At 71.5% G+C, this 21,153-nt stretch carries 22 protein-coding genes; 11 read left to right on the top strand and 11 right to left on the bottom strand.

What is annotated here, in order from left to right:
- Positions 1–7 precede the first annotated feature (7 nt).
- Both ACFXGN_RS11330 and ACFXGN_RS11325 read right to left on the bottom strand, forming a co-directional pair.
- Complete coding sequence (locus ACFXGN_RS11330; RefSeq protein WP_384856533.1) at positions 8–937, bottom strand: 1-aminocyclopropane-1-carboxylate deaminase/D-cysteine desulfhydrase; 930 nt, start codon at positions 935–937, stop codon at positions 8–10.
- A 166-nt stretch (positions 938–1,103) separates the two neighbouring features.
- Positions 1,104–1,694 (bottom strand): N-acetylmuramoyl-L-alanine amidase, encoded by a 591-nt coding sequence (locus ACFXGN_RS11325; protein WP_384856530.1) that lies wholly within the window; start codon positions 1,692–1,694, stop codon positions 1,104–1,106.
- 271 nt (positions 1,695–1,965) lie between these two features.
- On the opposite strand from ACFXGN_RS11325, the gene ACFXGN_RS11320 reads away from it, so the two are divergent.
- Together ACFXGN_RS11320 and ACFXGN_RS11315 are read left to right on the top strand one after the other, a co-directional pair.
- Positions 1,966–3,378: a family 2B encapsulin nanocompartment shell protein gene (locus ACFXGN_RS11320; RefSeq protein ID WP_384856528.1), complete on the top strand. Its 1,413-nt coding sequence runs from the start codon at positions 1,966–1,968 to the stop codon at positions 3,376–3,378.
- 103 nt (positions 3,379–3,481) lie between these two features.
- Positions 3,482–4,525 (top strand): family 2 encapsulin nanocompartment cargo protein polyprenyl transferase, encoded by a 1,044-nt coding sequence (locus ACFXGN_RS11315; RefSeq protein WP_384856525.1) that lies wholly within the window; start codon positions 3,482–3,484, stop codon positions 4,523–4,525.
- Positions 4,526–4,567: 42 nt separating this feature from the next.
- On the opposite strand, the gene ACFXGN_RS11310 is transcribed toward ACFXGN_RS11315, so the two are convergent.
- On the bottom strand, positions 4,568–5,143 hold the full coding sequence (locus ACFXGN_RS11310; protein WP_384856524.1) for a TetR/AcrR family transcriptional regulator: 576 nt from the start codon (positions 5,141–5,143) through the stop codon (positions 4,568–4,570).
- A gap of 166 nt (positions 5,144–5,309) precedes the next feature.
- On the opposite strand from ACFXGN_RS11310, the gene ACFXGN_RS11305 reads away from it, so the two are divergent.
- Both ACFXGN_RS11305 and ACFXGN_RS11300 read left to right on the top strand, forming a co-directional pair.
- Complete coding sequence (locus ACFXGN_RS11305; protein ID WP_384856521.1) at positions 5,310–5,891, top strand: dihydrofolate reductase family protein; 582 nt, start codon at positions 5,310–5,312, stop codon at positions 5,889–5,891.
- 131 nt (positions 5,892–6,022) lie between these two features.
- Positions 6,023–6,451: a DUF6304 family protein gene (locus ACFXGN_RS11300; RefSeq protein ID WP_384856518.1), complete on the top strand. Its 429-nt coding sequence runs from the start codon at positions 6,023–6,025 to the stop codon at positions 6,449–6,451.
- Between the two features lie 244 nt (positions 6,452–6,695).
- Here ACFXGN_RS11300 and snpA read toward each other — a convergent pair whose 3' ends face one another.
- Positions 6,696–7,340 (bottom strand): snapalysin, encoded by a 645-nt coding sequence (gene snpA / locus ACFXGN_RS11295; RefSeq protein ID WP_384856516.1) that lies wholly within the window; start codon positions 7,338–7,340, stop codon positions 6,696–6,698.
- A gap of 186 nt (positions 7,341–7,526) precedes the next feature.
- On the opposite strand from snpA, the gene ACFXGN_RS11290 reads away from it, so the two are divergent.
- Together ACFXGN_RS11290 and ACFXGN_RS11285 are read left to right on the top strand one after the other, a co-directional pair.
- Positions 7,527–8,495, top strand: a complete 969-nt coding sequence (locus tag ACFXGN_RS11290) for a LysR family transcriptional regulator (protein ID WP_384856514.1) — start codon at positions 7,527–7,529, stop codon at positions 8,493–8,495.
- Positions 8,492–8,962: a GNAT family N-acetyltransferase gene (locus ACFXGN_RS11285; protein ID WP_384856511.1), complete on the top strand. Its 471-nt coding sequence runs from the start codon at positions 8,492–8,494 to the stop codon at positions 8,960–8,962. The genes ACFXGN_RS11290 and ACFXGN_RS11285 overlap by 4 nt, the downstream gene beginning before the upstream one ends.
- A gap of 246 nt (positions 8,963–9,208) precedes the next feature.
- On the opposite strand, the gene sodN is transcribed toward ACFXGN_RS11285, so the two are convergent.
- Complete coding sequence (sodN, locus tag ACFXGN_RS11280; RefSeq protein ID WP_384856509.1) at positions 9,209–9,604, bottom strand: superoxide dismutase, Ni; 396 nt, start codon at positions 9,602–9,604, stop codon at positions 9,209–9,211.
- Between the two features lie 162 nt (positions 9,605–9,766).
- On the opposite strand from sodN, the gene sodX reads away from it, so the two are divergent.
- The gene (sodX, locus tag ACFXGN_RS11275; protein WP_384856506.1) at positions 9,767–10,201 is read left to right on the top strand and encodes a nickel-type superoxide dismutase maturation protease; all 435 of its coding nucleotides are present in this window, start codon (positions 9,767–9,769) and stop codon (positions 10,199–10,201) included.
- Here the strand turns inward: sodX and ACFXGN_RS11270 are convergent.
- Positions 10,105–10,734: a CGNR zinc finger domain-containing protein gene (locus tag ACFXGN_RS11270; RefSeq protein ID WP_384856503.1), complete on the bottom strand. Its 630-nt coding sequence runs from the start codon at positions 10,732–10,734 to the stop codon at positions 10,105–10,107. The genes sodX and ACFXGN_RS11270 overlap by 97 nt on opposite strands.
- Before the next feature lie 94 nt (positions 10,735–10,828).
- On the opposite strand from ACFXGN_RS11270, the gene ACFXGN_RS11265 reads away from it, so the two are divergent.
- Positions 10,829–11,578 (top strand): class I SAM-dependent methyltransferase, encoded by a 750-nt coding sequence (locus ACFXGN_RS11265; RefSeq protein WP_384856500.1) that lies wholly within the window; start codon positions 10,829–10,831, stop codon positions 11,576–11,578.
- A 165-nt stretch (positions 11,579–11,743) separates the two neighbouring features.
- On the opposite strand, the gene ACFXGN_RS11260 is transcribed toward ACFXGN_RS11265, so the two are convergent.
- The 3 genes from ACFXGN_RS11260 to ACFXGN_RS11250 are packed head-to-tail and all read right to left on the bottom strand — an operon-like array spanning position 11,744 to position 14,456.
- Positions 11,744–12,511: an amino acid ABC transporter ATP-binding protein gene (locus tag ACFXGN_RS11260; RefSeq protein ID WP_384856497.1), complete on the bottom strand. Its 768-nt coding sequence runs from the start codon at positions 12,509–12,511 to the stop codon at positions 11,744–11,746.
- Positions 12,508–13,455 carry an amino acid ABC transporter permease gene (locus tag ACFXGN_RS11255; RefSeq protein WP_384856494.1) on the bottom strand — a complete coding sequence of 316 codons (948 nt, stop codon included), beginning with the start codon at positions 13,453–13,455 and terminating at the stop codon, positions 12,508–12,510. Before ACFXGN_RS11255 ends, ACFXGN_RS11260 begins: the two co-directional genes overlap by 4 nt.
- 29 nt (positions 13,456–13,484) lie before the next feature.
- A complete protein-coding gene (locus tag ACFXGN_RS11250; RefSeq protein WP_384856492.1) occupies positions 13,485–14,456 on the bottom strand; it encodes an ABC transporter substrate-binding protein in 972 nt (323 codons plus the stop codon).
- A 538-nt stretch (positions 14,457–14,994) separates the two neighbouring features.
- Between ACFXGN_RS11250 and ACFXGN_RS11245 the strand changes: the two genes are divergently transcribed.
- From ACFXGN_RS11245 to ACFXGN_RS11235, 3 genes are all read left to right on the top strand, one after another.
- Complete coding sequence (locus tag ACFXGN_RS11245; protein WP_384856489.1) at positions 14,995–16,206, top strand: NADP-dependent malic enzyme; 1,212 nt, start codon at positions 14,995–14,997, stop codon at positions 16,204–16,206.
- 556 nt (positions 16,207–16,762) lie between these two features.
- Entirely contained in the window at positions 16,763–17,728 is a 966-nt protein-coding gene (locus ACFXGN_RS11240) for a zinc-binding dehydrogenase (protein ID WP_384856486.1), read from the top strand.
- Positions 17,729–17,807: 79 nt separating this feature from the next.
- Positions 17,808–19,259 carry a cellulase family glycosylhydrolase gene (locus ACFXGN_RS11235; protein WP_384856483.1) on the top strand — a complete coding sequence of 484 codons (1,452 nt, stop codon included), beginning with the start codon at positions 17,808–17,810 and terminating at the stop codon, positions 19,257–19,259.
- A 10-nt stretch (positions 19,260–19,269) separates the two neighbouring features.
- Here ACFXGN_RS11235 and ACFXGN_RS11230 read toward each other — a convergent pair whose 3' ends face one another.
- Positions 19,270–20,169: a helix-turn-helix transcriptional regulator gene (locus ACFXGN_RS11230; RefSeq protein ID WP_384856480.1), complete on the bottom strand. Its 900-nt coding sequence runs from the start codon at positions 20,167–20,169 to the stop codon at positions 19,270–19,272.
- 1 nt (position 20,170) lies between these two features.
- A complete protein-coding gene (locus ACFXGN_RS11225; RefSeq protein ID WP_384856477.1) occupies positions 20,171–21,046 on the bottom strand; it encodes a DUF4097 domain-containing protein in 876 nt (291 codons plus the stop codon).
- Positions 21,047–21,153: the final 107 nt, after the last annotated feature.

Here is a 21,153-nt window from a genome sequence, read left to right as displayed (position 1 = left end):
GCCGGGTTCAGCCCCCGCCGGGACCCGCCGGGCCCCCGCCCCGCCGGTCCGGCGCGCCCGTCACCACCGCCGCGAGCCGGGTGCCCGCCGGGAACGCGCCCTCCTCCGCGAGGACCGTCAGGCCGTACAGCATTTTGGCCACATACAGCCGCTCGATGGCGAGTCCATGCCGTTCCTCGAAGTCACGTGCGAACGCTTCGAGGGCGGGGGACACGCGCGCGTACCCCCCGCCGTGGAACCGCTCGTCCAGCGTCCAGTCGCCGCGCGGCCCGCCGAACGCCGCCTCCTGGAGCGCGCGGACCTCCCCGCCCAGGAAGCCGCCCTTGAGGACCGGGACGCCGAGGGCCCGCTGCCCGGTGCGGAGCCCGGCCGCGAGACCCGCGAGGGTGCCGCCCGTGCCACAGGCCACCGCGACCGTGTCGGCCGCCCCGGCGAGCTCCCGGCCCAGCTCCGCGCACCCCCGGACCGCGAGCGCGTTGCTGCCGCCCTCCGGCACCACGTACGCGCCCCCGGGGGCCCGCTCCAGGAGCCCCGCGAGGACCACCGGGTCGTTCTTCGCGCGGTACGTGGCCCGGTCCACGAACTCCAGCCGCATCCCGTCCGCCGCGCACCGCGCGAGCGAGGGGTTGAGCGGGCGCCCGGCCAGCTCGTCGCCGCGCACGATCCCGACCGTGGGGAAGCCGAGCAGCCGCCCGGCGGCGGCCGTCGCCCGCAGATGGTTGGAGTACGCGCCGCCGAAGGTCAGCACCGGCCGCCCGCCCGCCGCGACCAGGTTGAGCGCGAGCTTGCGCCACTTGTTGCCCGGCAGGTCGGGGTGGATGAGGTCCTCCCGCTTGAGCAGCAGGGTGAGCCCGCGCCGGGTGAAGCGCCCGTCCGCCACCGGCTCCAGGGGCGAGGGGAGCCGGGGCCGCAGACGGGAGAGGTCGAGCGCGTTCACCGGGCCATTGTCCCGGCCCACGCGCGCGCGTGCCGAACCGGGCCGCCCGGGTACGCGTGCGGGCGGGCCGATCGGGACGCTTCCCCACCCGGGTCCACTGCCGGGTCCACGTCCGGGAGGCCCTGCGCACGGGTGCGCGCGGAAGCCAGGGCCCCCCTGGTGCGGCTCAGCGCAGCACGTCGGCGACGCGCTCCCGCATCGAGGCCATCGTGAACCCCTTCGGGTCGATCTTCCCCGGCTGCCACTCCAGGTGCCCGATGACCGAGCGGTGCGACCAGCCGTGCACCCGGCACACTGCCGCTGCCGCCTTCGCGACGGCCTCCAGCTGGACCTTGGGCCACGGGTCCCTGCCGTCCCCGAGGTTCTCACACTCGAAGCCGTAGAAGTACTGGTTGCCGTCGGTAGTGGCGTCGTCGTCCGCCGGCAGCCCCTGTTCGGCGACGACCGCCCGGAGCACGTCGGCGTCACCGAGCCCCGCGTGGTTGGCCCGCCCGAACCCGACCAGATGGACCGTGCCGTCCTTGGCGATCACCCCGTGGCAGAGCGGCCCCGGCAGGGACTCGTAGCCGTCCCGGCAGATCCGGACGGTGTTCGCGGTGCCGCTGGTCACGGTGTGGTGGATCATCACGCCGTGCACCGGCCCCCAGGGGCCCTTGCTGTTGCGGTTGTGGGTGGACCAGTCGCCGACCTGGACGACCGTGAGGCCCTCGGCGCGCAGCGCTTCGAGGAACCTGCTCGCGGACATGGGTGCGGACATGACCGACTCCCTTCGGAGAACGGGTGGGCTTCCGGGATGACCGGAACTTCCGGAGTACCGGATTCCGTCAACTCGCCGCCAAGCGTTCGGACCGCGTGCGAACCGATCCGGACAGCCCCCGACGGGACGGCGGGGGCCCCGCTGTTCGGATGGAAATCGAGTGACATGCCCCGAAGATGATCGAACAGTCCCACCCGAACGTGTAATGGCGGCGGCACGCTCCGTGCTGAAAGGCTTCGTCTCGCAAGTCAGTCATACGAGAGGGAGTTCCATGTCCGTTGGTTCGGTTGGCGACGAGGTCCTCGCGGAGCAGGCGCCGCAGCAGAGTCTCGGCACCGCCGCCGCGCGGAACCTCGCCTCGACCACCAAGTCGGCGCCCCAGATGCAGGAGATCACCTCCCGGTGGCTGCTGCGGGCACTGCCGTGGGTCCAGGTGCAGGGCGGTACGTACCGGGTGAACCGCAGGCTCAGCTACTCCGTGGGCGACGGCCGCGTCACCTTCGTCCAGACCGGAGAGCGCGTCGCGGTCATCCCCGCCGAACTCGCCGAACTCCCCGCCCTGCGCGGATTCGAGGACGAGGAGGCGCTGGCCGAGCTGGCGTCCCGCTGCCGCCAGCGGGAGTACGCGTCGGGCGAGGTGATCGCCGTCGCGGGCCAGCCGGCCGACCGGGTCCACCTCCTCGCCCACGGCCGCGTCGAGCAGATCGGCGAGGGGCCGTACGGGGACGAGGCCGTCATCGGGGTCCTCGCCGACGGCGCCTACTTCGGCGACGACTCCCTCGTCGACCCGGACGCCGGGTGGGAGTGGACCGCCCGCGCCGCCACCGCCTGCACCGTCCTGGAGCTCACCCGGGACGACCTGCGGAACCTCGCGGACCGCGTCGGTCCCCTCGCCGCGCACCTCGCGTCCGTCGCGGACCGGCCCGAGCAGCGGACCAACACCTACGGCGAAGCCGCGATCGACCTCTCCGCGGGTCACGTCGGCGAGGCCGTCGTCCCGCACACCTTCGTCGACTACGAGGCCTCGCCCCGCGAGTACGAGCTGAGCGTCGCCCAGACCGTCCTGAAGGTCCACAGCCGCGTCGCCGACCTCTACAACCAGCCGATGAACCAGACCGAGCACCAGCTGCGGCTCACGGTCGAGGCGCTCCGCGAGCGCCAGGAGCACGAGCTGGTCAACCACCGGGAGTTCGGCCTCCTCGCCAACTGCGACTACGAGCAGCGCATCCAGCCGCACGCGGGCGCTCCCACCCCCGACGACATGGACGAGCTGCTCTCCCGGCGCCGGGGCTCCAAGCTGTTCCTCGCGCACCCCCGGGCCATCGCCGCCTTCGGCCGCGAGCTCAACAAGCGCGGTCTGGTGCCCGAGACGATCGACCTCGACGGCAACCGCATCCCGACCTGGCGCGGTGTCCCGATCTACCCGTGCGACAAGATCCCGGTCTCGGACGCCCGTACGACCTCGATCATCTGTATGCGTACCGGCGAGGCCGACCAGGGCGTGATCGGTCTGCACCAGACCGGTCTGCCGGACGAGATCGAGCCCGGCCTCTCCGTCCGCTTCATGGGCATGGACGAGCAGGCGATCATCTCGTACCTGGTCACCGCCTACTACTCGGCGGCCGTCCTCGTCCCGGACGCGCTCGGCGTCCTGGAGAACGTCGAGGTCGGGCGCTGGGGCTGAGCCGACGGCGTCCGGCGGCGGGGGCCGAACCCTCCCGCCGCCGGGCGCCGGGCCCGCCGCCCGCAGCACCGCCCCGGAGGATACGAAGGAAGTGACCGTGACCATGGCCAGCGCGGATACCGTCACCGGCGGTCAGGGGGCCGTGCGGCTCCTGGACCGGACGCGGACCGCTGTCAATCCCTCATTGCGCTCGACCGTCGAGACCCTGCCCGGGTCCATGCGGCGGGTCGCGATGTACCACTTCGGCTGGGAGCACGCCGACGGAACACCGGCCGCGGAGCAGCCCGGCAAGGCCATCAGGCCCGCCCTGGTCCTCGCCGCGGCCCGCGCCCTCGGCGCCGAGGAGGGCCGGGCGGTGAAGGCCGCCGCCGCCGTCGAACTGGCGCACAACTTCACGCTGCTCCACGACGACATCGTCGACGAGGACGTGACCCGCAGGCACCGCCCCACCGCCTGGACCGTCTTCGGCGTCCCCGACGCGCTGATCGCCGGTGACGCGATGAACGCGCTCGCGCTGCGGCTGCTCGTCGAGGACCCGCACCCCGCCTCGGCCGCCGCCGCCGCCCGGCTCGCCGCCTGCGTCATCGAGCTCTGCGCCGGACAACAGGCGGACTGCGCCCTCGAACGGCGCGCTCCGGGCGAGGTCACCCTCGACGAGGTCCTGGCGATGGCCACGGCCAAGACGGGCGCCCTCCTCGGCGCCTCCTGTGCCATCGGCGCGCTCTACGCGGGCGCGGGCGAGGAGGAGGTCGCGGCGCTCGACGCCTTCGGCCGGGAGGCCGGTCTCGCCTTCCAGCTGATCGACGACCTCATCGGCATCTGGGGCGACCCCGACCGTACGGGGAAGCCCGCGGGGGCCGATCTGGCGGCCCACAAGAAGTCGCTGCCCGTGGTGGCCGCGCTCACCTCGGGCACCCCGGCGGGGGAGGAGCTGGCGGAGATCTACGCCCGCCCGGTCCTGGACGAGGAGGCGGTACGGGCGGCGGCGGACGCCGTGGAGCGGGCCGGTGGGCGTGACTGGGCGCAGGCCCAGGCCGCCGAGCGGATGGGCCGGGCCGTCGAGTACCTGGCGCGGGCGGTCCCGGACCCGGAGGCCGCCGGTGATCTGCTGGCCCTGGCGGAGTTCGTCACCCGCCGCACCCGCTGAGCACCCGCCGGGCCCGCTGTCGCACTCCGCGGGTCCCGGGGCTCAGGACTCCGGGACCAGCCGGGCGACGACGGTCCCGATCAGCTCGTCGAGGTCCTGGTCGCCGTGCAGGTCCGGGACGGTGAAGTGGTCGAACAGCAGCCCCGTGAGGGCGAAGTAGAGCAGCCGGACCGTGTCCGCGTCGCCGGGCATCCCCGCGTCGAGGTGGATGCGGATGTTCAGATCCAGGTCGGAGCGGAGCACCTGGGTGAGCTGGGTGCGCAGCTCCGGCCGCCGTACGGACTCCAGGCGCAGCTCGAAGAGGCCGAGATAGCAGGTGCGTTCGGCGGAGAGCCGCCGGGCCATCCAGCGCATCAGCTCGCCGACCAGCTCCTTGCCGGGGGCGGGGAGCAGCGCGGCGTCGATCGCGCCCGGCGGCGGGGCCAGCCGTACGAAGATCCGGTCGGCGACCTGGGAGAGCAACTGGTCCCGGTCGTCGAAGTAGTTGGACGAGGTGCCCGTGGGGACCCCCGCTCGGGCGTCGACCGCCCGGAAGGTCAGCCCACGGGCACCTTCGTCCGCCAGCACCTCGATCGCGGCGTCGAGCAGGGTCGTACGCCGTTCGGGGTTCCTCGCCATGCCTGCGTACTCCTCTGAGCGAAAAGGGACTTGGGAAGGGAGTCCCGAGAAAAGAGTCCCGGGAAAGGGGTCCCGGGAAATGAGCCTTGCGCAACCACTACAGATGAAGCACTATAACTGTCGTGGTTGCGGACGCGGCCATGCTCCCCCGAGGAAGAGGACCGGTTTGCGCAAGCTCACCTACTACATCGCCTGCACCATCGACGGCTTCATCGGTGACCCCGAGGGCGATGCCACGTCCATGTTCAAGTACGTGGACCCCGCGTACATGGGTTTCATGAGCGCCGAATACCCCGAGACCATCCCCACGCAGGGCCGGGAGGCCTTCGGGATCGACGCCGACGGCAAGCACTTCGACACCGTCGTCCAGGGGATGCGGTCGTACCAGCTCGCTCTCGACATCGGCGTCACCAGCCCGTACAACCACCTGCGCGAGCTCGTCGCCACCCGCTCGCTGGCCGAGTCGCCCCACCCGAACGTGGAACTGATCGCCGACGACCTCGTCGGCCGCATCCGCGAACTCAAGGCGGAGGACAGCCCCCTGGGCATCTACCTCTGCGGCGGCTCCGTCATCGCCGGGCAGCTCATCGAGGAGATCGACGAGCTGGTCATCAAGACCTACCCCCAGGTCTACGGCACCGGAACGCCCATGTTCGGCGCGGGCTTCGAGCCCCGCGACTTCGCACTCGGCGAAGTGCGGACCTTCGACAACGGCGTGCTCGTCCGCACGTACACCAGGAAGCGCTGACCCCGGCGCGCGAGGGGGGCGCGGAAGCGACGTCCCCGCACGTGACCGGCACAAACGCCGAGACCGGGAGAAGTCCGGCCACCAGGCGGCCGGACGCGCGCCGGAGCCGGTCATACCGCTACAGTCCGCGCATGTCATCGGAGTCGTCGGAATCGACGGAAATCTGGACCGGTTGGTACCGGGACCGCAGCGGCGCGGAAGCGATCGTCATCACGGCCGACGGGCGGCGGGTCGCCACCCGGATCAGGGGAGTCGAGTACAAGGGCGAGGGCTTCGCCTCGCTCACCGCACCGGACGAGGGTGACCGCCCCCTCACCGGCTGCGTCCTGGAGTGGGACCTGCCCCTCCCCGTAGCACTGGACGGCACCACCCAACCCGCCACGCTGAGCTGCCTCCTGACGCTCGGCGAGCGCGCGGACCTCAGCCTGACCCTGCACTACGGCGGAACGGCCTTCGAGTCATGCGTCGCCGGGGGCGACTTCGAGGGGGCGCTCGGCCGGGTCCGCAGCCAGCTCCCGCCGGGCGCGGACTTCACCCGGAGGCTGCTGCAAGCGGCCTGACGTCCGTCCCGGTGGCCGTACGACCGCGTCTCCGCACGTGTCCGGTCGACGGCTGCCGGGCCCGTACGACCGCGTCCGCGTGGGTGCGGGGCCGACGGAGGTGAGGTCACCCGCGAACGACGACGGCGGCGGCGCCCCGGGGAGGAGGCGCCGCCGCTTCGTACCGATTGCCCGGTACCGTCCGCTCAGGCCCTGTCAGGCCCTGTCAGGCTCTGTCAGACCTTGTCGGCTCTGGTCAGTTCTGTCAGTTCTTGAAGGCGGAAGCGAGCCCGTAGCGCCACAGCTGGTCGACGCGGGCGCGCTCCGTCGCGTTCGGCTGGGCGTTCTGGCAGGACGTGCCGGGGCCGCCGCCCGACATCAGCTCGCTGCACGGGCCGCTGTAGCGGTCCGGCAGCCCGAGGACGTGCCCGGTCTCGTGGGCCGTCACACGGGTCGAGTTGTACTGCTGGTTCTGCCGGTAGTCCAGGAAGATGTAGCCGTTGCCGTGGCCGTCGGTGCTCGCGTACGAACCACGGGAGTCGTTGCCCTCGTAGTACGTGAAGTCCGGGTTGCCGCCCTCGACGAGACGGACGTTCACCACCGAGCTGTTCCATATCTGGGTCGAGCGCGCGATCTGGGTGCGGAAGCTCGGCGCGTTGGCGGCGCTGTAGACGACGGTGACGGCCGCCGCGCCGGGAGTGGCGGCGCGCTTCTCGGCCACCGACTTCACGACGGCGTCGAAGAACGCCTGGTTGGCCTTGGCCTCGGCGGCCGAACCGGCGTACGCGACGACGGCCCTGTCCACCTTCGCGGTGTCCGCGGCGGACGCCGGGGCCGCGCCGAGGGTGGCGGCGAGACCGAGACCGAGGGTGGCGGTCAGGAGGGAGGTGAGGACCTTGGGGCGACTCATGGGGGGCTCCTCGTGTTGGGGTCGGGAGCGAGTGTGGAGCGCGCCGGGCGCCGCGCGGATGATGTCAACCGCTGATAGCCCCACCACATCACCTGTACAACTCCTCCTCAACTACCTTGAAATCCAAGGTGATTGAGCGGTTCCGGGTATCTGGTGCGACTCAGGGAGCCGCCCTACGCTCGGGGCATGGAGCTGGAGGTGAGACACCTGCGCGCGCTCTGCGCCATCGCGGACACGGGCAGCCTGCACAAGGCGGCCCGGCAACTGGGCATGACACAGCCCTCGTTGACCACCCAGCTGCGCCGCATCGAGAACTCCCTGGGCGCCGAACTCTTCTCCCGGGGCCGGACCGGCTGCCGCCCCACCCCCCTCGGCCGCTCCCTGCTCAGCCGGGCCCGCCCCCTCGTCGCCGACATGGCCGAACTCGTCGCCGAGACCCGCGCTGCGGCGGCCCGAGCCGAAGGGCCGGGGCTGCGCGTCGGCTCCACCGCCAGCCGGGCGCTCCCAGGCTGGCTCCGCAGACTCCGCCAGCGGCTGCCGGGCACCGACGTCGGCCTCCGGATGGACGTCTCCGCGAACGCGCTGCTGCGCACGGTCGCCGCGGGCGGGCTCGACGTGGCGTTCGTGCACGAGGTGGAGGGCAGCCCGTTACGGGTCCCCGAGGGCATCGAGGGGCGGGTGCTGGTCGACCGGGAACCCCAGTTCATCTCCATGGCCCGGCACCACCCGGCCGCCGCCGGGCCCGTCGTGGACCTCACCGACCTGGCCACCGACCACTGGATGGTCGACCCGACCGTGGACGGCGAATGGGACGGCCTGCGCAGGGTCCTGGGCGCGGCGGGCATCGATCCGCCGCTGCTGCACGGCGACTACCACACGGCCGCGTCGATGGTCGTCCTCGGCGAGGCCGTCGCCCCCTGCCAGCCCACCTCGGGCCCCCGCGAGGACATGGCCATCCGACCCCTGCGCGGCGACCCGCTGGCGGTCCGCCTGGTGCTGTACGCGCGCCCGGGGGCACCGCTGGACACCCTGTACGGGGAACTCGCCTCCGCCTACCGGGAGGTGGCGCTGCGCGCGGCCCCGTACCGGGACTGGCTCCGCAGACAGGGGACGGCGGCGGGCGGCTGGGCGGGACCGTGCATGATGACGGCATGATCGAACACTCACCGGCACCGGTACGGCACGCCCGCCCGGAGGACCTGGCGCGGGTCGTGGAACTCGTACGGGAGCACACGGCGTTCGAACGGGCGGCGCCCCCGCCGCCGGACCTCGCGGACCGTCTGAGGGGCCTCCTCTTCGCCACCCCGGCCCCGCGCCTCGGCTGTCTGGTGGCGACCGTCGGGGACGCGGTGGTGGGCTACGCGACCTGCGCTCCGGAGATCTCGACCTGGGACGGCGCGGAGTACCTCCACATGGACTGCCTCTACCTCACGGAGGCCGCCCGGGGCCACGGCCTGGGCCGCTCCCTGATGGCGGCGGTCGCCACGGAGGCCACCCGCCGGGGCCTGACGGAGATCCAGTGGCAGACCCCGCCCTGGAACGAGAACGCGATCCGCTTCTACGAAGCCCTGGGAGCGACACCGAGGGAGAAACGCCGCTACACCTGGCACCCGGAAGCCTGACGCCCCGCCTGCCGGAGGCCCCTGGTACGTACGTGCCAGGGTTCCCGCCGACCGCCGGGGGCGACGCGGGGGCTGAAGCGGTCGTGACCCGTGACGGGCCGACCGCCGACCGCGCACCCGGCCACGGCGCCGCCCGCCGGAAACGACCGCACCCGGCCCGTCAGGACGCCGTCTTCGGCGGCCCGCGGACCGGGTGCGGGGTGGAGACGCCGTGGTCGGAGGGACCGCGGGTCGGAAGGCCGAGGATCAGGCCTTCTTGGTCTCCCAGAAGATGCGGTCGATCTCGGCGATGAGTTCCAGCGCCTTCTCGCCCGTCTTCGGGTCCGTCGACGCCTTCGCGGCCGAGAGGGCCTTCAGGGTGTCGTTGACCAGCTGGTTGAGCTGCGGGTACTTCTCGAAGTGCGGGGGCTTGAAGTAGTCGCTCCAGAGCACCGAGACGTGGTGCTTGGCGAGCTCCGCGCGCTGCTCCTTGATGACCGTGGCGCGGGCCCGGAAGTGCGGGTCCTCGTTCGCCAGGAACTTCTCCTGGACAGCCTTGACCGACTCGGCCTCGATGCGGGCCTGGGCCGGGTCGTACACGCCGCACGGGAGGTCGCAGTGGGCGCTGACCTTCACCTTGGGGGCAAACAGGCGGGAGAGCATTGAGCCGTCCTTCCTCGTGATCGTCTTCTCAGGTGGGACATTACTCGGTGAGAAGGGCGTTTTCGCGGGCGCCCCCTGGGGCTTAGGTCAAAAGTCCAGGGTCATCATCGGACTCGTGTACGAGCGGACGAGCCGTCGTACGAGCGGACCGGGAGGTGCCGGATGAGGGATGAGGGGCGGCGGAGGGGCGTCGACGCGGGGCCGCCGTTCGGGGTCGCCGAGGTGACCGGGGTGTCGATGGTGCCCGCGCTGCTCCACGGCGACCGGCTGCTGGTGCGCTACGGCGGGCGGCTGCGGCCCGGCCGTGTGGCCGTGCTGCGCCATCCGCTCCAGCAGGACCTGCTCATCGTGAAGCGGCTGGTCGAGCGGCGGGACGGCGGCTGGTGGGTGCTGGGGGACAACCCGGCCGCCGAGGGGGACAGCCGGGTCTTCGGAGCCGTACCGCCCGAGCTGGTCCTCGGGCGGGTCCTGGCGCGGTACCGGCCGGTGACGCCGGGGCGTCAGCGGTCGGCGGGGGTGACGCTCTCCTGGCTGTTCTCGGCGCTGCGGCCCGTACGGTCGGGCCGGTCGGCCTCCAGGCGCTTGCGGGCCCGGTAGGCGGCCACGTTGGCGCGGGTCGCGCAGCGGTCCGAGCAGTAGCGGCGGGAACGGTTGGTGGAGGTGTCCAGGTAGGCGTTGCGGCAGGGCGCCGCCTGGCAGAGGCCGAAGCGGTCCGGGCCGAACTCGGTGAGGTGGAAGGCGAGGCCCATCGCCGAGATCGCCGCGTACCCCGTGGTCGCGTTCGAGGAGTGGTCGGCGAGGTGCATGTGCCACCGGGGGTGGCCCTCCTCGTCGAGGGTCTCGTGCCCGGAGATCTGCGGGCTGACCGGGAATTCCAGGAGCAGGGAGTTCAGCAGGTCCACCGCCCCCGTGTGGTCGCCCTCGTCGGCCATGGTGAAGACCGCCCGCAGCCGGGCCCGCACGGTGCGGAAGCGGGGCAGGTCGGCCTCGGTGACCCGGCGGGCCATCTGACCGGCCGGGCCGAAGAGGTCCCTGAGCACCTCGACGGAGGTCAGCGTGTCCTTGCCACGGGCCGGCTCCTCGGTGTTGACCAGACGCACGGCGAAATCCGAGTAATGGGCCAGTTCCACTTGTAGTCCTTACTTCGGCGGGCTAGTGTCTCGACCGGAAGGGGTAACGGCTGTTTCCCCTTTGAGGGTATTACGAACGCGGGGAGGAACGACGATGACCGGAACCGACTGGGCGGCCTGGCAGCAGAGCTGGGACCGTCAGCAGGAGTGGTACATGCCGGACCGTGAGGAGCGGTTCCGCGTGATGCTCGACATGGTCGAGGCCCTCGTGGGACCGAAGCCCCGTGTCCTCGACCTCGCCTGCGGTACGGGAAGTATCACGGATCGGCTCCTCCAGAGGTTCCCGGAGGCGACCAGCACCGGTGTCGATCTCGATCCGGCCCTCCTCGCCATCGCCGAGGGGTACTTCGCGGACGATCCGCGCGTCACCTTCGTGACCGCCGACCTCAAGGACCCGGAGTGGGCCGGACGGCTGCCCCATGACTCGTACGACGCCGTCCTCACCGCCACCGCCCTGCACTGGCTCCACAGCGGGCCGCTGACCACCCTCTACGGGCAGCTCGCCGGGCTCGTCCGCGACGGCGGCGTCTTCATGAACGCCGACCACATGATCGACGAGGCCACTCCCCGCATCAACGCCGCCGAGCGCGCCCAGCGCCATGCCGTCATGGACCGCGCCAAGGCCGGAGGCGCCCTGGACTGGGCCGAATGGTGGGCCCTCGCCGCCGCGGACCCCGTCCTCGCCGGGCCCACCGCCCGCCGCTTCGAGATCTACGGCGAGCACGCCGACGGCGACATGCCCGCCCCGCGCTGGCACGCCGACACCCTCCGCGCCGCCGGTTTCGGCGAGGCCAGGGCCGTCTGGGCCTCGCCCTCCGACACGCTGCTCCTCGCGGTGAAGTAGCGCTGCGGGCCGAGCCGAAGGAGCGTCGCGGGCCGAGCTGAAGGAGAGCTGCGGGCCGGGCCGAAGGAGCGCTGCGGACACGCCGAAGGGGCGGTACGGACACGCCGAAGGGGCGGTACGGGAATCCCGTACCGCCCCTTCCGGCTTCTTCCGTCCCCCTGGCCCCTACAGCACCTTGGAGAGGAACGCCTTCGTCCGGTCGTGCTGCGGGTTGCCCAGGACGTCCCTCGGGTTGCCCGACTCGACCACCACGCCGCCGTCCATGAAGACCAGCGAGTCGCCGACCTCGCGGGCGAAGCCCATCTCATGGGTGACGACGATCATCGTCATGCCCGACTCCGCGAGGTCCCGCATGACGTCGAGGACGTCACCCACCAGCTCCGGGTCGAGCGCCGAGGTCGGCTCGTCGAAGAGCATCAGCTTCGGTTCCATCGCCAGCGCGCGGGCGATGGCCACGCGCTGCTGCTGGCCGCCCGAGAGCTGGGACGGGTAGCTGCCCGTCTTGTCCCGCAGGCCCACCCGGTCGAGCAGCCGCTCGGCGCGCTCCCGGGCCACCGCCTTCGACTCGCCCTTCACCTGGACGGGCGCCTCCATGACATTGGCCAGCGCCGTCATGTGCGGGAAGAGGTTGAAGCGCTGGAAGACCATGCCGATGTCCCGGCGCTGGAGGGCGACCTCGCCGTCCTTCAGCTCGTACAGCTTGTCGCCCTTCTGGCGGTAGCCGACCAGCTGCCCGTCGACCGACAGCCGCCCGCCGTCGACGCGCTCCAGGTGGTTGATGCAGCGCAGGAAGGTCGACTTGCCGGAGCCGGAGGGCCCGACCAGGCAGAAGACCTCGCCGTTGCGGACCTCCAGGTCGATGCCCCGGAGGATGTGGGCCGTGCCGTAGGACTTGTGGACGCCTTCGGCCTTGACCATGGGCTGACCGGTCATCCGGACACCGCCGATCGCTTGAAGGTGGTCAGGTTCGCCCTGATGCGCTGCCACGGGGTGGGCGGCAGGTTACGGATCGAACCGCGGGCGAAACGGCGCTCCAGGTAGTACTGGCCGACGCTGAACACGCTGGTCAGCGCGAGGTACCAGATCGAGGCGACGAACAGCATCTCCATCACGGCACCGGCCGTGTTGCCGATGTTCGAGGAGGCCCGCAGCAACTCGGTGTACTGCACGGCCGAGACCAGGGACGAGGTCTTCAACATGTTGATGAACTCGTTGCCCGTCGGCGGCACGATCACCCGCATGGCCTGCGGGAGCACGATCCGGCCCATGGTCTTCGTCCGGGACATGCCGAGCGCGTGCGCCGCCTCGGTCTGGCCCTCGTCGACCGACTGGATGCCCGCCCGGACGATCTCCGCCATGTAGGCGCCCTCGTTGAGCCCGAGGCCCAGCAGCGCCACCATGAACGGCGTCATGACGTCCACGGTCTCGTTCTTGTAGATCGGCCCCAGGTCGATGTACTGGAAGATCAGCGACAGGTTGAACCACACCAGCAGCTGGACGTAGACCGGGGTGCCGCGGAAGAACCAGATGTAGAGCCAGGCGACCGCGCCCGTCACGGGGTTCTTGGAGAGCCGCATCACCGCGAAGACGACACCCAGGACCAGACCGAGGGCCATGGCGGCGACGCTGATGACCACCGTGTTCCAGAGACCGCCGAGGACCGACGGGTCGAACACCTTGTCCCACACCGTGTCCCAGATGATGTCGCCCTGGGAGAAGGCGTAGACGAGCCAGCCGAGCAGCGCGACCACCACGACGGCGCTGACCCAGCGCCCGTAGTGCCGCACCGGGATGGCCTTGATCGCCTCGTACGGGGTGCCCGAGGCGCCGGAACCGGCCGGAGCCGCGGCCGGTTCCTTGCTGATCCTGTCAGTCATGACGACTGCCCTTCAGTGGAGCGGGGAGGTCACTTTCCGGCGTTGACGGTGGCCGACGCGACGGCGCTGCCCTCGACGTTCCACTTCTTCAGGACCTGGGCGTACGTGCCGTCCTTGATGATCGCGTCGAGCGCCTCCTTGACGGCGTCCCGCAGCTGGGTGTTCTCCTTCGAGACGCCGATGCCGAAGAGGCCGACGTCGCTCTGGCTGCCGACGACCTCGAAGTCGTTGCCGCCGCCCGAGGTCTTCGCGATGTACGCGGCGACCGGGTAGTCGTTCAGGTCGGCCACGGCGCCGCCGGCCTTGACGCGGGTCTGGGCCTCGGCGTCGCTGTCGAAGGCCTGGATCGTCAGCTTCTTGTCGCCGCACTTCGTGGCCTGGGCCTTGAAGGTGTCCTCGTAGATCGTGCCGCGCTGGACGGCGACGGTCTTGCCGCAGAGACCGTCGAGCGAGTTGACGCCCTCCGGGTTGCCCTTCTTGACCAGCAGGGAGACGCCGGAGCTGAAGTAGTCGACGAAGTCGATGCCCTTGCCGATCTTCTTGCCGTTGTCGTCCAGGCCCTCCTGCCGCTTCTTGTTGTCCGTCATCGAGGACATGATCAGCTGCTGGCGGCCGGAGTAGATCGAGGTGATCAGACCGTCGAAGGTGCCCGAGGTGAACCGGAGCTCGACGCCCAGCTGCTTGCTCAGGGCCTGCGCGATGTCGGGGTCGACACCGACGATCTTCCCGCCCTCGGTGAACTCCATCGGCGCGTACGAGGCGTCCGTGCCGACCTTGATGACACCGGACTTCTGGATGTCGGCGGGGAGCTTGGAGAAGAGCGGCGCGGTGTTCGCGGACGCGGAGCCGCCGCCCTTCGTCGGAGTGGTGGTCCCACCGCTGTCGGTCTGGTCGCCGCAGGCGGTCAGCAGGACGGAGCCGGCGACCGCGAGGGCGGCGACCGCGGCAAGACGGGACGTGCGGGTCTTGGCGGTCGTACAGCGCGTGGTGCGTGCGGTCATGATCGGGTTCCTCCGGCGTATGAGGGAGTTGCCAGGGAGGTCACGTACACGTCTTCGATGGTCGTGACCCCGTGTGATTAGGGCATCTTGCCATTCGGACCAGCTCAAACAGACGGCCACGGATGTCAAAATCGGGTAACGGGTGGCCTTCTGACGCCGATGGCCGTGTGCCGCAAGGCCGGACCATCTCCGGTCCGCCTCCCGCGCCGCCGGAGGATTTCTCGCCCATCTCGCCATACGGACGACGGGAAGGCCGCCAATCATCCCCGGGGCTCATCTATCGGGACATCGTGTGACGTGTCGCTCTCCGTCCGCGTCCGGACGCGCTCGGTATGAGTCATGTCACCGAGGAGTTATGGACTCGTCCACGGTGCTGTCCGTCCGGTAAGAAGGATCCTTACACCCCTCATCCGGGGCTCAGGGCGCGTTGTGCGGCGCGCCCGAGCGGCTGCCAGACACGGCGGCCGCGGTGCCTCCCCACCCCTCCTCAACCGGGAGTGGCCACCCTCAAATGAAAAGACCGTAAGGGGTCAACCCAATGGCAGCGGAGATCGTCAATCCTCGCAATGACAGCGGTACGGAAGGGGCTCCCGAAGAGCTCTTCGATCCTGTCTTCGCCCTCCACCGGGGCGGCAAGATGGCCATCCAGGCCACCGTTCCCCTCCGGGACAAGGACGACCTGTCCCTCGCGTACACGCCCGGCGTCGCCAAGGTGTGCACCGCGATCGCCGAGCAGCCCGACCTGGTCAACGACTACACCTGGAAGTCCCAGGTCGTCGCCGTGGTGACCGACGGGACCGCGGTGCTCGGCCTCGGTGACATCGGCCCGGAGGCATCCCTCCCGGTCATGGAGGGGAAGGCCATCCTCTTCAAGCAGTTCGGCGGAGTGGACGCGGTCCCGATCGCCCTCGCGACCACCGACACCGACGAGATCGTCGAGACCGTCGTCCGGCTCGCCCCGTCCTTCGGCGGCGTCAACCTGGAGGACATCTCGGCGCCGCGGTGCTTCGAGATCGAGCGCAAGCTCCAGGAGCGCCTCGACATCCCCGTCTTCCACGACGACCAGCACGGCACCGCCATCGTCACCCTCGCCGCTCTCCGCAACGCGGCGAAGCTGACCGGCCGGACCCTCGGTGACCTGCGCGCGGTCATCTCCGGCTCCGGTGCGGCGGGGATCGCCATCGCCAAGTTCCTCCGGGAGGCCGGTCTTGGTGACGTCGCCGTCGCCGACCGCAAGGGCATCGTCAGCCGCGACCGGGACGACCTCACGGACGTCAAGCGCGAGATCGCCGAACTGACGAACAAGGCGGGCATCAGCGGCTCCCTGGACGCCGCCCTGGCCGGTGCCGACGTCTTCATCGGCGTCTCCGGCGGTACGGTCCCCGAGGCGGCCGTCGCCTCCATGGCCCCGAACGCCTTCGTGTTCGCCATGGCCAACCCGAACCCCGAGGTCCACCCCGACGTCGCGCACAAGTACGCGGCCGTCGTGGCGACCGGTCGTTCGGACTACCCGAACCAGATCAACAACGTCCTCGCGTTCCCCGGCATCTTCGCGGGCGCGCTCCAGGTCCGGGCCTCCCGGATCACCGAGGGCATGAAGATCGCCGCGGCCAACGCGATCGCGGACGTGGTCGGTGACGGGCTCGCCGCCGACTACGTCATCCCGTCGCCGTTCGACGAGCGCGTCGCCCCGGCGGTCGCCGCCGCGGTCGCCGCCACCGCCCGCGCGGAGGGCGTCGCCCGCCGCTGACGCGCCACCCGGTGCCGTGTCCATGCGGGGACACGGCGCCCGTACACCGAGGGGCTTCGTTCCGGACCGGAACGGGGCCCCTTCGGCGCGCCCGGGGCCGGGCCGTACGGCATCCGGTGGGGCGGGTGGGATGGGTGGGATGAGTTGAGTTGGTGGGATCTGTGGGACCTGCGGGGCTGGTGGGGGTTGTGCGTGGTCGTGCGGGTGGAGGCCTTCGGTGCGCGGCGGTGGTGCTACGGGGTGCCGGGCGGGGGCCTTGGGGGAGGGGGAGGCTCGCGGGGTGCGGGGTGCGGGGTGCGGGGTGCGGGGTGCGGGTGCGGAGGCGCTCGGCGCTGGTGTCGGTGTCGGCGGTGGAGGAGGGTGCGGGTGTGGGCGTTCCGTGCCGGTGCGGTGCGGTGCGGTGCGGTGCGGTGCGGTGCGGTGAGTGCCGTGCGGTGCTCGCTCCGGGCCTCCGGCGGCGGCCGGGTGACGGGCGGACGGCGGCGACGCGCCGGGCGACATGGGTCACATCGGGGTGTGGTTCCCCGGCCGTCCACGGGCCCCTAGGGTCGGGCCCATGTTCGCTGCCTACGCCGCCAGAATCGACCGCGACCAGCCCCTGAACGGCCTCGAACTGGGCGAACGCCCCGAACCCGAGGCCCGGCCCGGCTGGACCACCGTCACCGTCAGGGCCGCCTCGCTCAACCACCACGACCTCTGGTCGCTGCGCGGGATCGGGCTCCCCGAGGAGAAGCTGCCGATGATCCTCGGCTGTGACGCCTCGGGCGTCGACGAGGACGGCAACGAGGTCGTCCTGCACTCCGTGATCGGACAGACCGGACACGGTGTCGGGCCCGACGAGCCCCGCTCCATCCTCACCGAGCGCTACCAGGGCACCTTCGCCGAGCGGGTGACCGTGCCCCGCTGGAACGTCCTGCCCAAGCCGAAGGAACTCTCCTTCGAGGAGGCCGCCTGTCTGCCCACCGCCTGGCTGACCGCGTACCGGATGCTCTTCACCAACGCGGGCGTACGGCCCGGTGACTCGGTGCTCGTGCAGGGCGCGGGCGGCGGGGTCGCCACCGCCGCCATCGTCCTGGGCAGGGCCGCGGGGCTGCGGGTCTTCGCCACCAGCCGCGACGAGGCCAAGCGCGAGCGGGCCGTGGCGCTCGGCGCGGTCGCGGCGTACGAGCCCGGCTCCCGGCTCCCGCACCGGGTGGACGCGGTCATCGAGACCGTCGGCGCCGCCACCTGGTCGCACTCGGTCAAATCGCTGCGTCCCGGCGGCACCCTCGTCATCTCGGGCGCCACCAGCGGCGACCGGCCCGCGCACGCCGAACTGACCCGGATCTTCTTCCTGGAACTGAAGGTCGTCGGCTCCACCATGGGCTCCAAGGACGAGCTGGAGGACCTGCTCTCCTTCTGCGCCGCCACCGGCGTCCGGCCCGTCGTCGACGAGGTCCTGCCCCTGGACCGGGCGCGGGAGGGCTTCGCGCGGATGGCCTCCGGCGAACTCTTCGGAAAGATCGTGCTGACGACCTCTTGATGACGCGTCAGGGCAACTGATGGGATCTCCGGCACGCGAAAGGTGAACATCGCTCACATCCCTGTGCCGGAGGTCTTCCTTGCTGCGAACCACCCTTGCCGCGACCGCCGTCGTCGCCGCGCTCCTCGTCCCGACGGCCGCCCACGCGACCCCGGACGGCGCGTCCCGGGCCACCCCCCGAACGGGGGCGGCGATCAGCCCCGCCCCGCCCGGGGCGGTGACCGGGGTCCGGGCGGACGGCCCCGCGATCCCCGCCCTCACCGACGCGTACGGCCGCACCCTCACCCTGCGGGGCTGGAACGTCGAGGACAAGGCCAACCGGGGCGACGCCGCCCTCTCCGCCATCACCGAACGCCACTTCCGCGACATGCGGTCCAAGGGCTTCAACTTCGCCCGCCTCCTCGTCTTCTGGGACGACCTGGAACCCCGCCCCGGCCAGTACAGCCAGGGCTATCTGAAGAAGATCGGCCGCATCCTCGACTGGGCCGCGAAGTACGACGTCAAGGTCCTCATCGACGCCCACCAGGACGTCTTCGGGCCCGCGTTCGGCCACCGGGGCGTGCCCGCCTGGGCGACCAGGACCGACGGACTGCCGTTCACCCCGAACCCGGACGACTGGTTCTCCGAGTACTTCCAGCCCGCCGTCCAGCGCGCCTTCACCCATCTCTACGAGGACGAGGACCTCCGGCGCGCCCAGGCCCGCATGTGGCGGCTGCTCGCCGACCGCTTCGGCGACCACCCGGCCGTCCTCGGCTACGACCTGATCAACGAACCGATGGGAGAGCTGAAGGAGGGCGAGGACCTCGCCACGGCCGCCCGCCGCATCGAACGCGACCAGCTCACCCCGATGTACAACCGGCTCGCGGACGCGGTCCGCACGGTCGACAGGTCCCGCTGGATCTTCGTCGAGCCGACCCCGATCGTCGGGGAGGGCGTGCCCACCGGGCTGGGCCGGATCGACGACCCGAAGATCGTCTACGCCCCGCACTTCTACAACACCGGCATGGAGGCGGGCGCCGACTACGACCCCGCCGCGCGCTGGATCGAGAGCTACGAACAGGCGGTCACCCGCTATCCGGAGGAGTACGAGGTCCCCGTGGTGGTGGGGGAGTGGGGGCCGCTCAACAACTCCCTCCCGAACATGAACCGCTTCTACCGGGACGCCATGGCCTCCCTCGGGCGCTACAGCTCCGGTTCGGCGGGCTATGTGTGGTGCTACGGCGGCGGCTACTGCGCGGTGGACGGCGCCGGAGCCTTCCGGACGAACAAGGAGCTGACGGCCGAGCCGTACGCGGAGGCCGTCGCGGGCACGGTCCGCTCCGCCGTCTACGACCCCGGGGCCGGGGTCTACCGCCTGGCCTACGACTCCGCCGGCCGACGCGGCTCCCGGGTCACCGAGCTGTCCCTGCCGCCCGGCGACTGGCGGGTGACGGCCCGGGGCGGTGCGCTGGTCCTCCGCACCGGCAAGGGCAGGGCCTGGGTCCTGGCCGCCCCGGGGGCCCGGGTGACCGTCACGGTCACCCGGGGCTGACCCCGTCCCCCTAGCTTCTCTCCGGTGACCGCAGCAGACCGGTGATCCCGACCGCCGCCGCCGACAGGCGGTCGCGGGTCTCGGTCAGCTGGTCCTGGCTCACCCCGTGGTCGCGTGCCGCGTCGCGGATCTCGTCGCGGAACCGGTCGAGGAGACGGTCCAGGTCACGGGCCGGGTCGCCCGAGCCCTCGGTGTCCCTGGCCCACTCGGGGGCCTCGCCGGGCGGAGCCGGGGTGTACACCGGCTCCTGGGGCGCGGCCTTCGGCGGGGTCGTGCCCGTCACCAGGCCGCCGAGCTGGGACGTGATGTCCGAGAGGCCCTCCCAGACGCCCTTGGGCCAGTCGCCCCGGGAGAAGCGGTCCTGCACCTCGTCCTGCACCTGCTGGGCGATCCGCTGGAACTCCTTCGCCTGGTGGCGGGCCGTCTTCGCCTCGGCGCGGGCCTGCCGGGCCTGCTCCTTCCACTCCTGTCCGACCCGGCGCAGCTCCTCCTTGGCCTCGGCGAACGAGGAGGACTCCGAGGTACGGGTCCGGCCCGCCTCCGCGCGCATCTCGCTGCGGATCCGGCCCGCCGCGCCGCGCACGTCGTCGCGCATCTCCGCCGCCAGCTCCGACACCGATTCGCGGATCTCCCGCTCCAGGTCGTCCAGTTCGGCGCCGCGCCCGGCCAGTTCGGCGCGGCCCGCGTCCGTGATCGAGTAGACCTTCCGGCCTCCTTCGCTGGCGTGGGTGACGAGGCCTTCGGCCTCCAGCTTGGCGAGTCTCGGGTAGACCGTGCCGGCCGAGGGCGCGTACAGCCCCTGGAAGCGCTCCTCCAGCAGGCGGATCACCTCGTAGCCGTGGCGCGGGGCCTCGTCGAGCAGCTTGAGCAGATACAGACGGAGGCGGCCGTGCGCGAAGACGGGCGGCATGTCAGAGCACCTTTCCGGACGCGGAGGGGGTGACGGAGGGGGAGGAACCGGTGTCCTCGTCCGGCTCCGGGCGGCGGAGCAGGGCGATGGAACCGGAGACGGTGGTCGCCTTGAGGGTGCCCCGGCCGGAACCGAGGGTGCCGGTGACGGTTCTGGTGCCCCACTGGCCGCCCACCCGCAGGCTCTCGAAGGCGTTGGACACGGAGCCGCTGGTGGTGCTGGCCTCCACCCGGGCGTCGGCCGGATGCGGAAGGCGGATGGCGACCTCGCCGGAGACGCTGGAGAGCTGGATGTCGGCGGGCGGGCCGTCCAGCTCGGCGGAGTCGAGATCGATGACCATGTCGCCGCTGACGGTCTCCGCCTTCACGGAGGCGCCCGCGCCCTCGATCACCGTCACGTCCCCGGTCACGGAGTTGATCCGCAGGGCGCCGGTGACCGACTGGGCCTCCAGGCTGCCCGAGACGCTCTCGGCGCGGACCGGGCCGGAGAGCCCGAGGAGGGTGGTGTCGCCGGTGACCCCCCGCACCTCCGTGCGCCCCTTGATGCCGGTCACGACGGCCTCGGCGCCGACCACGCCCACCTCGACGTCGACACCCGCGGGGACGGCGACGGAGACGACGGCCCGGCGCCGGAACTCCTTGCGGTCGAGCCATTTGAGGATGCTCTTCCACTGGAGGTCCTCGTAGCTCACGGTCAGCGTGGAGCCGTCCTGCGACACGATCAGCGGCGGTCCCTCGATCTCGCTGATCTCCACGCGGGCGGAACTCTCCTCGGTCCCCACCACGTTCACCGTGCCGTTGACGATGCGGACCCGCAGCCGGGTCACGGGCTCGGGCGGTGCCAGCTTCGTCGGCTCGGTGACGGACCACTCTGTCATGGTGCTGACCTCCCGTTTCGGCAACGCAACATATCGCGTCTCTCGCTAGACACGATATATCGCGGCCAAGTGAAGTCAACCCTGACTCTTCCCTGACAGGGTGGGGG

Source organism: Streptomyces sp. NPDC059247 (assembly GCF_042754005.1).
In the GTDB taxonomy this organism is placed as follows: Bacteria; Actinomycetota; Actinomycetes; order Streptomycetales; family Streptomycetaceae; genus Streptomyces.
Note: the sequence above shows the minus strand (reverse complement) of the source record. Positions and strands in the feature narration are given on the sequence as shown.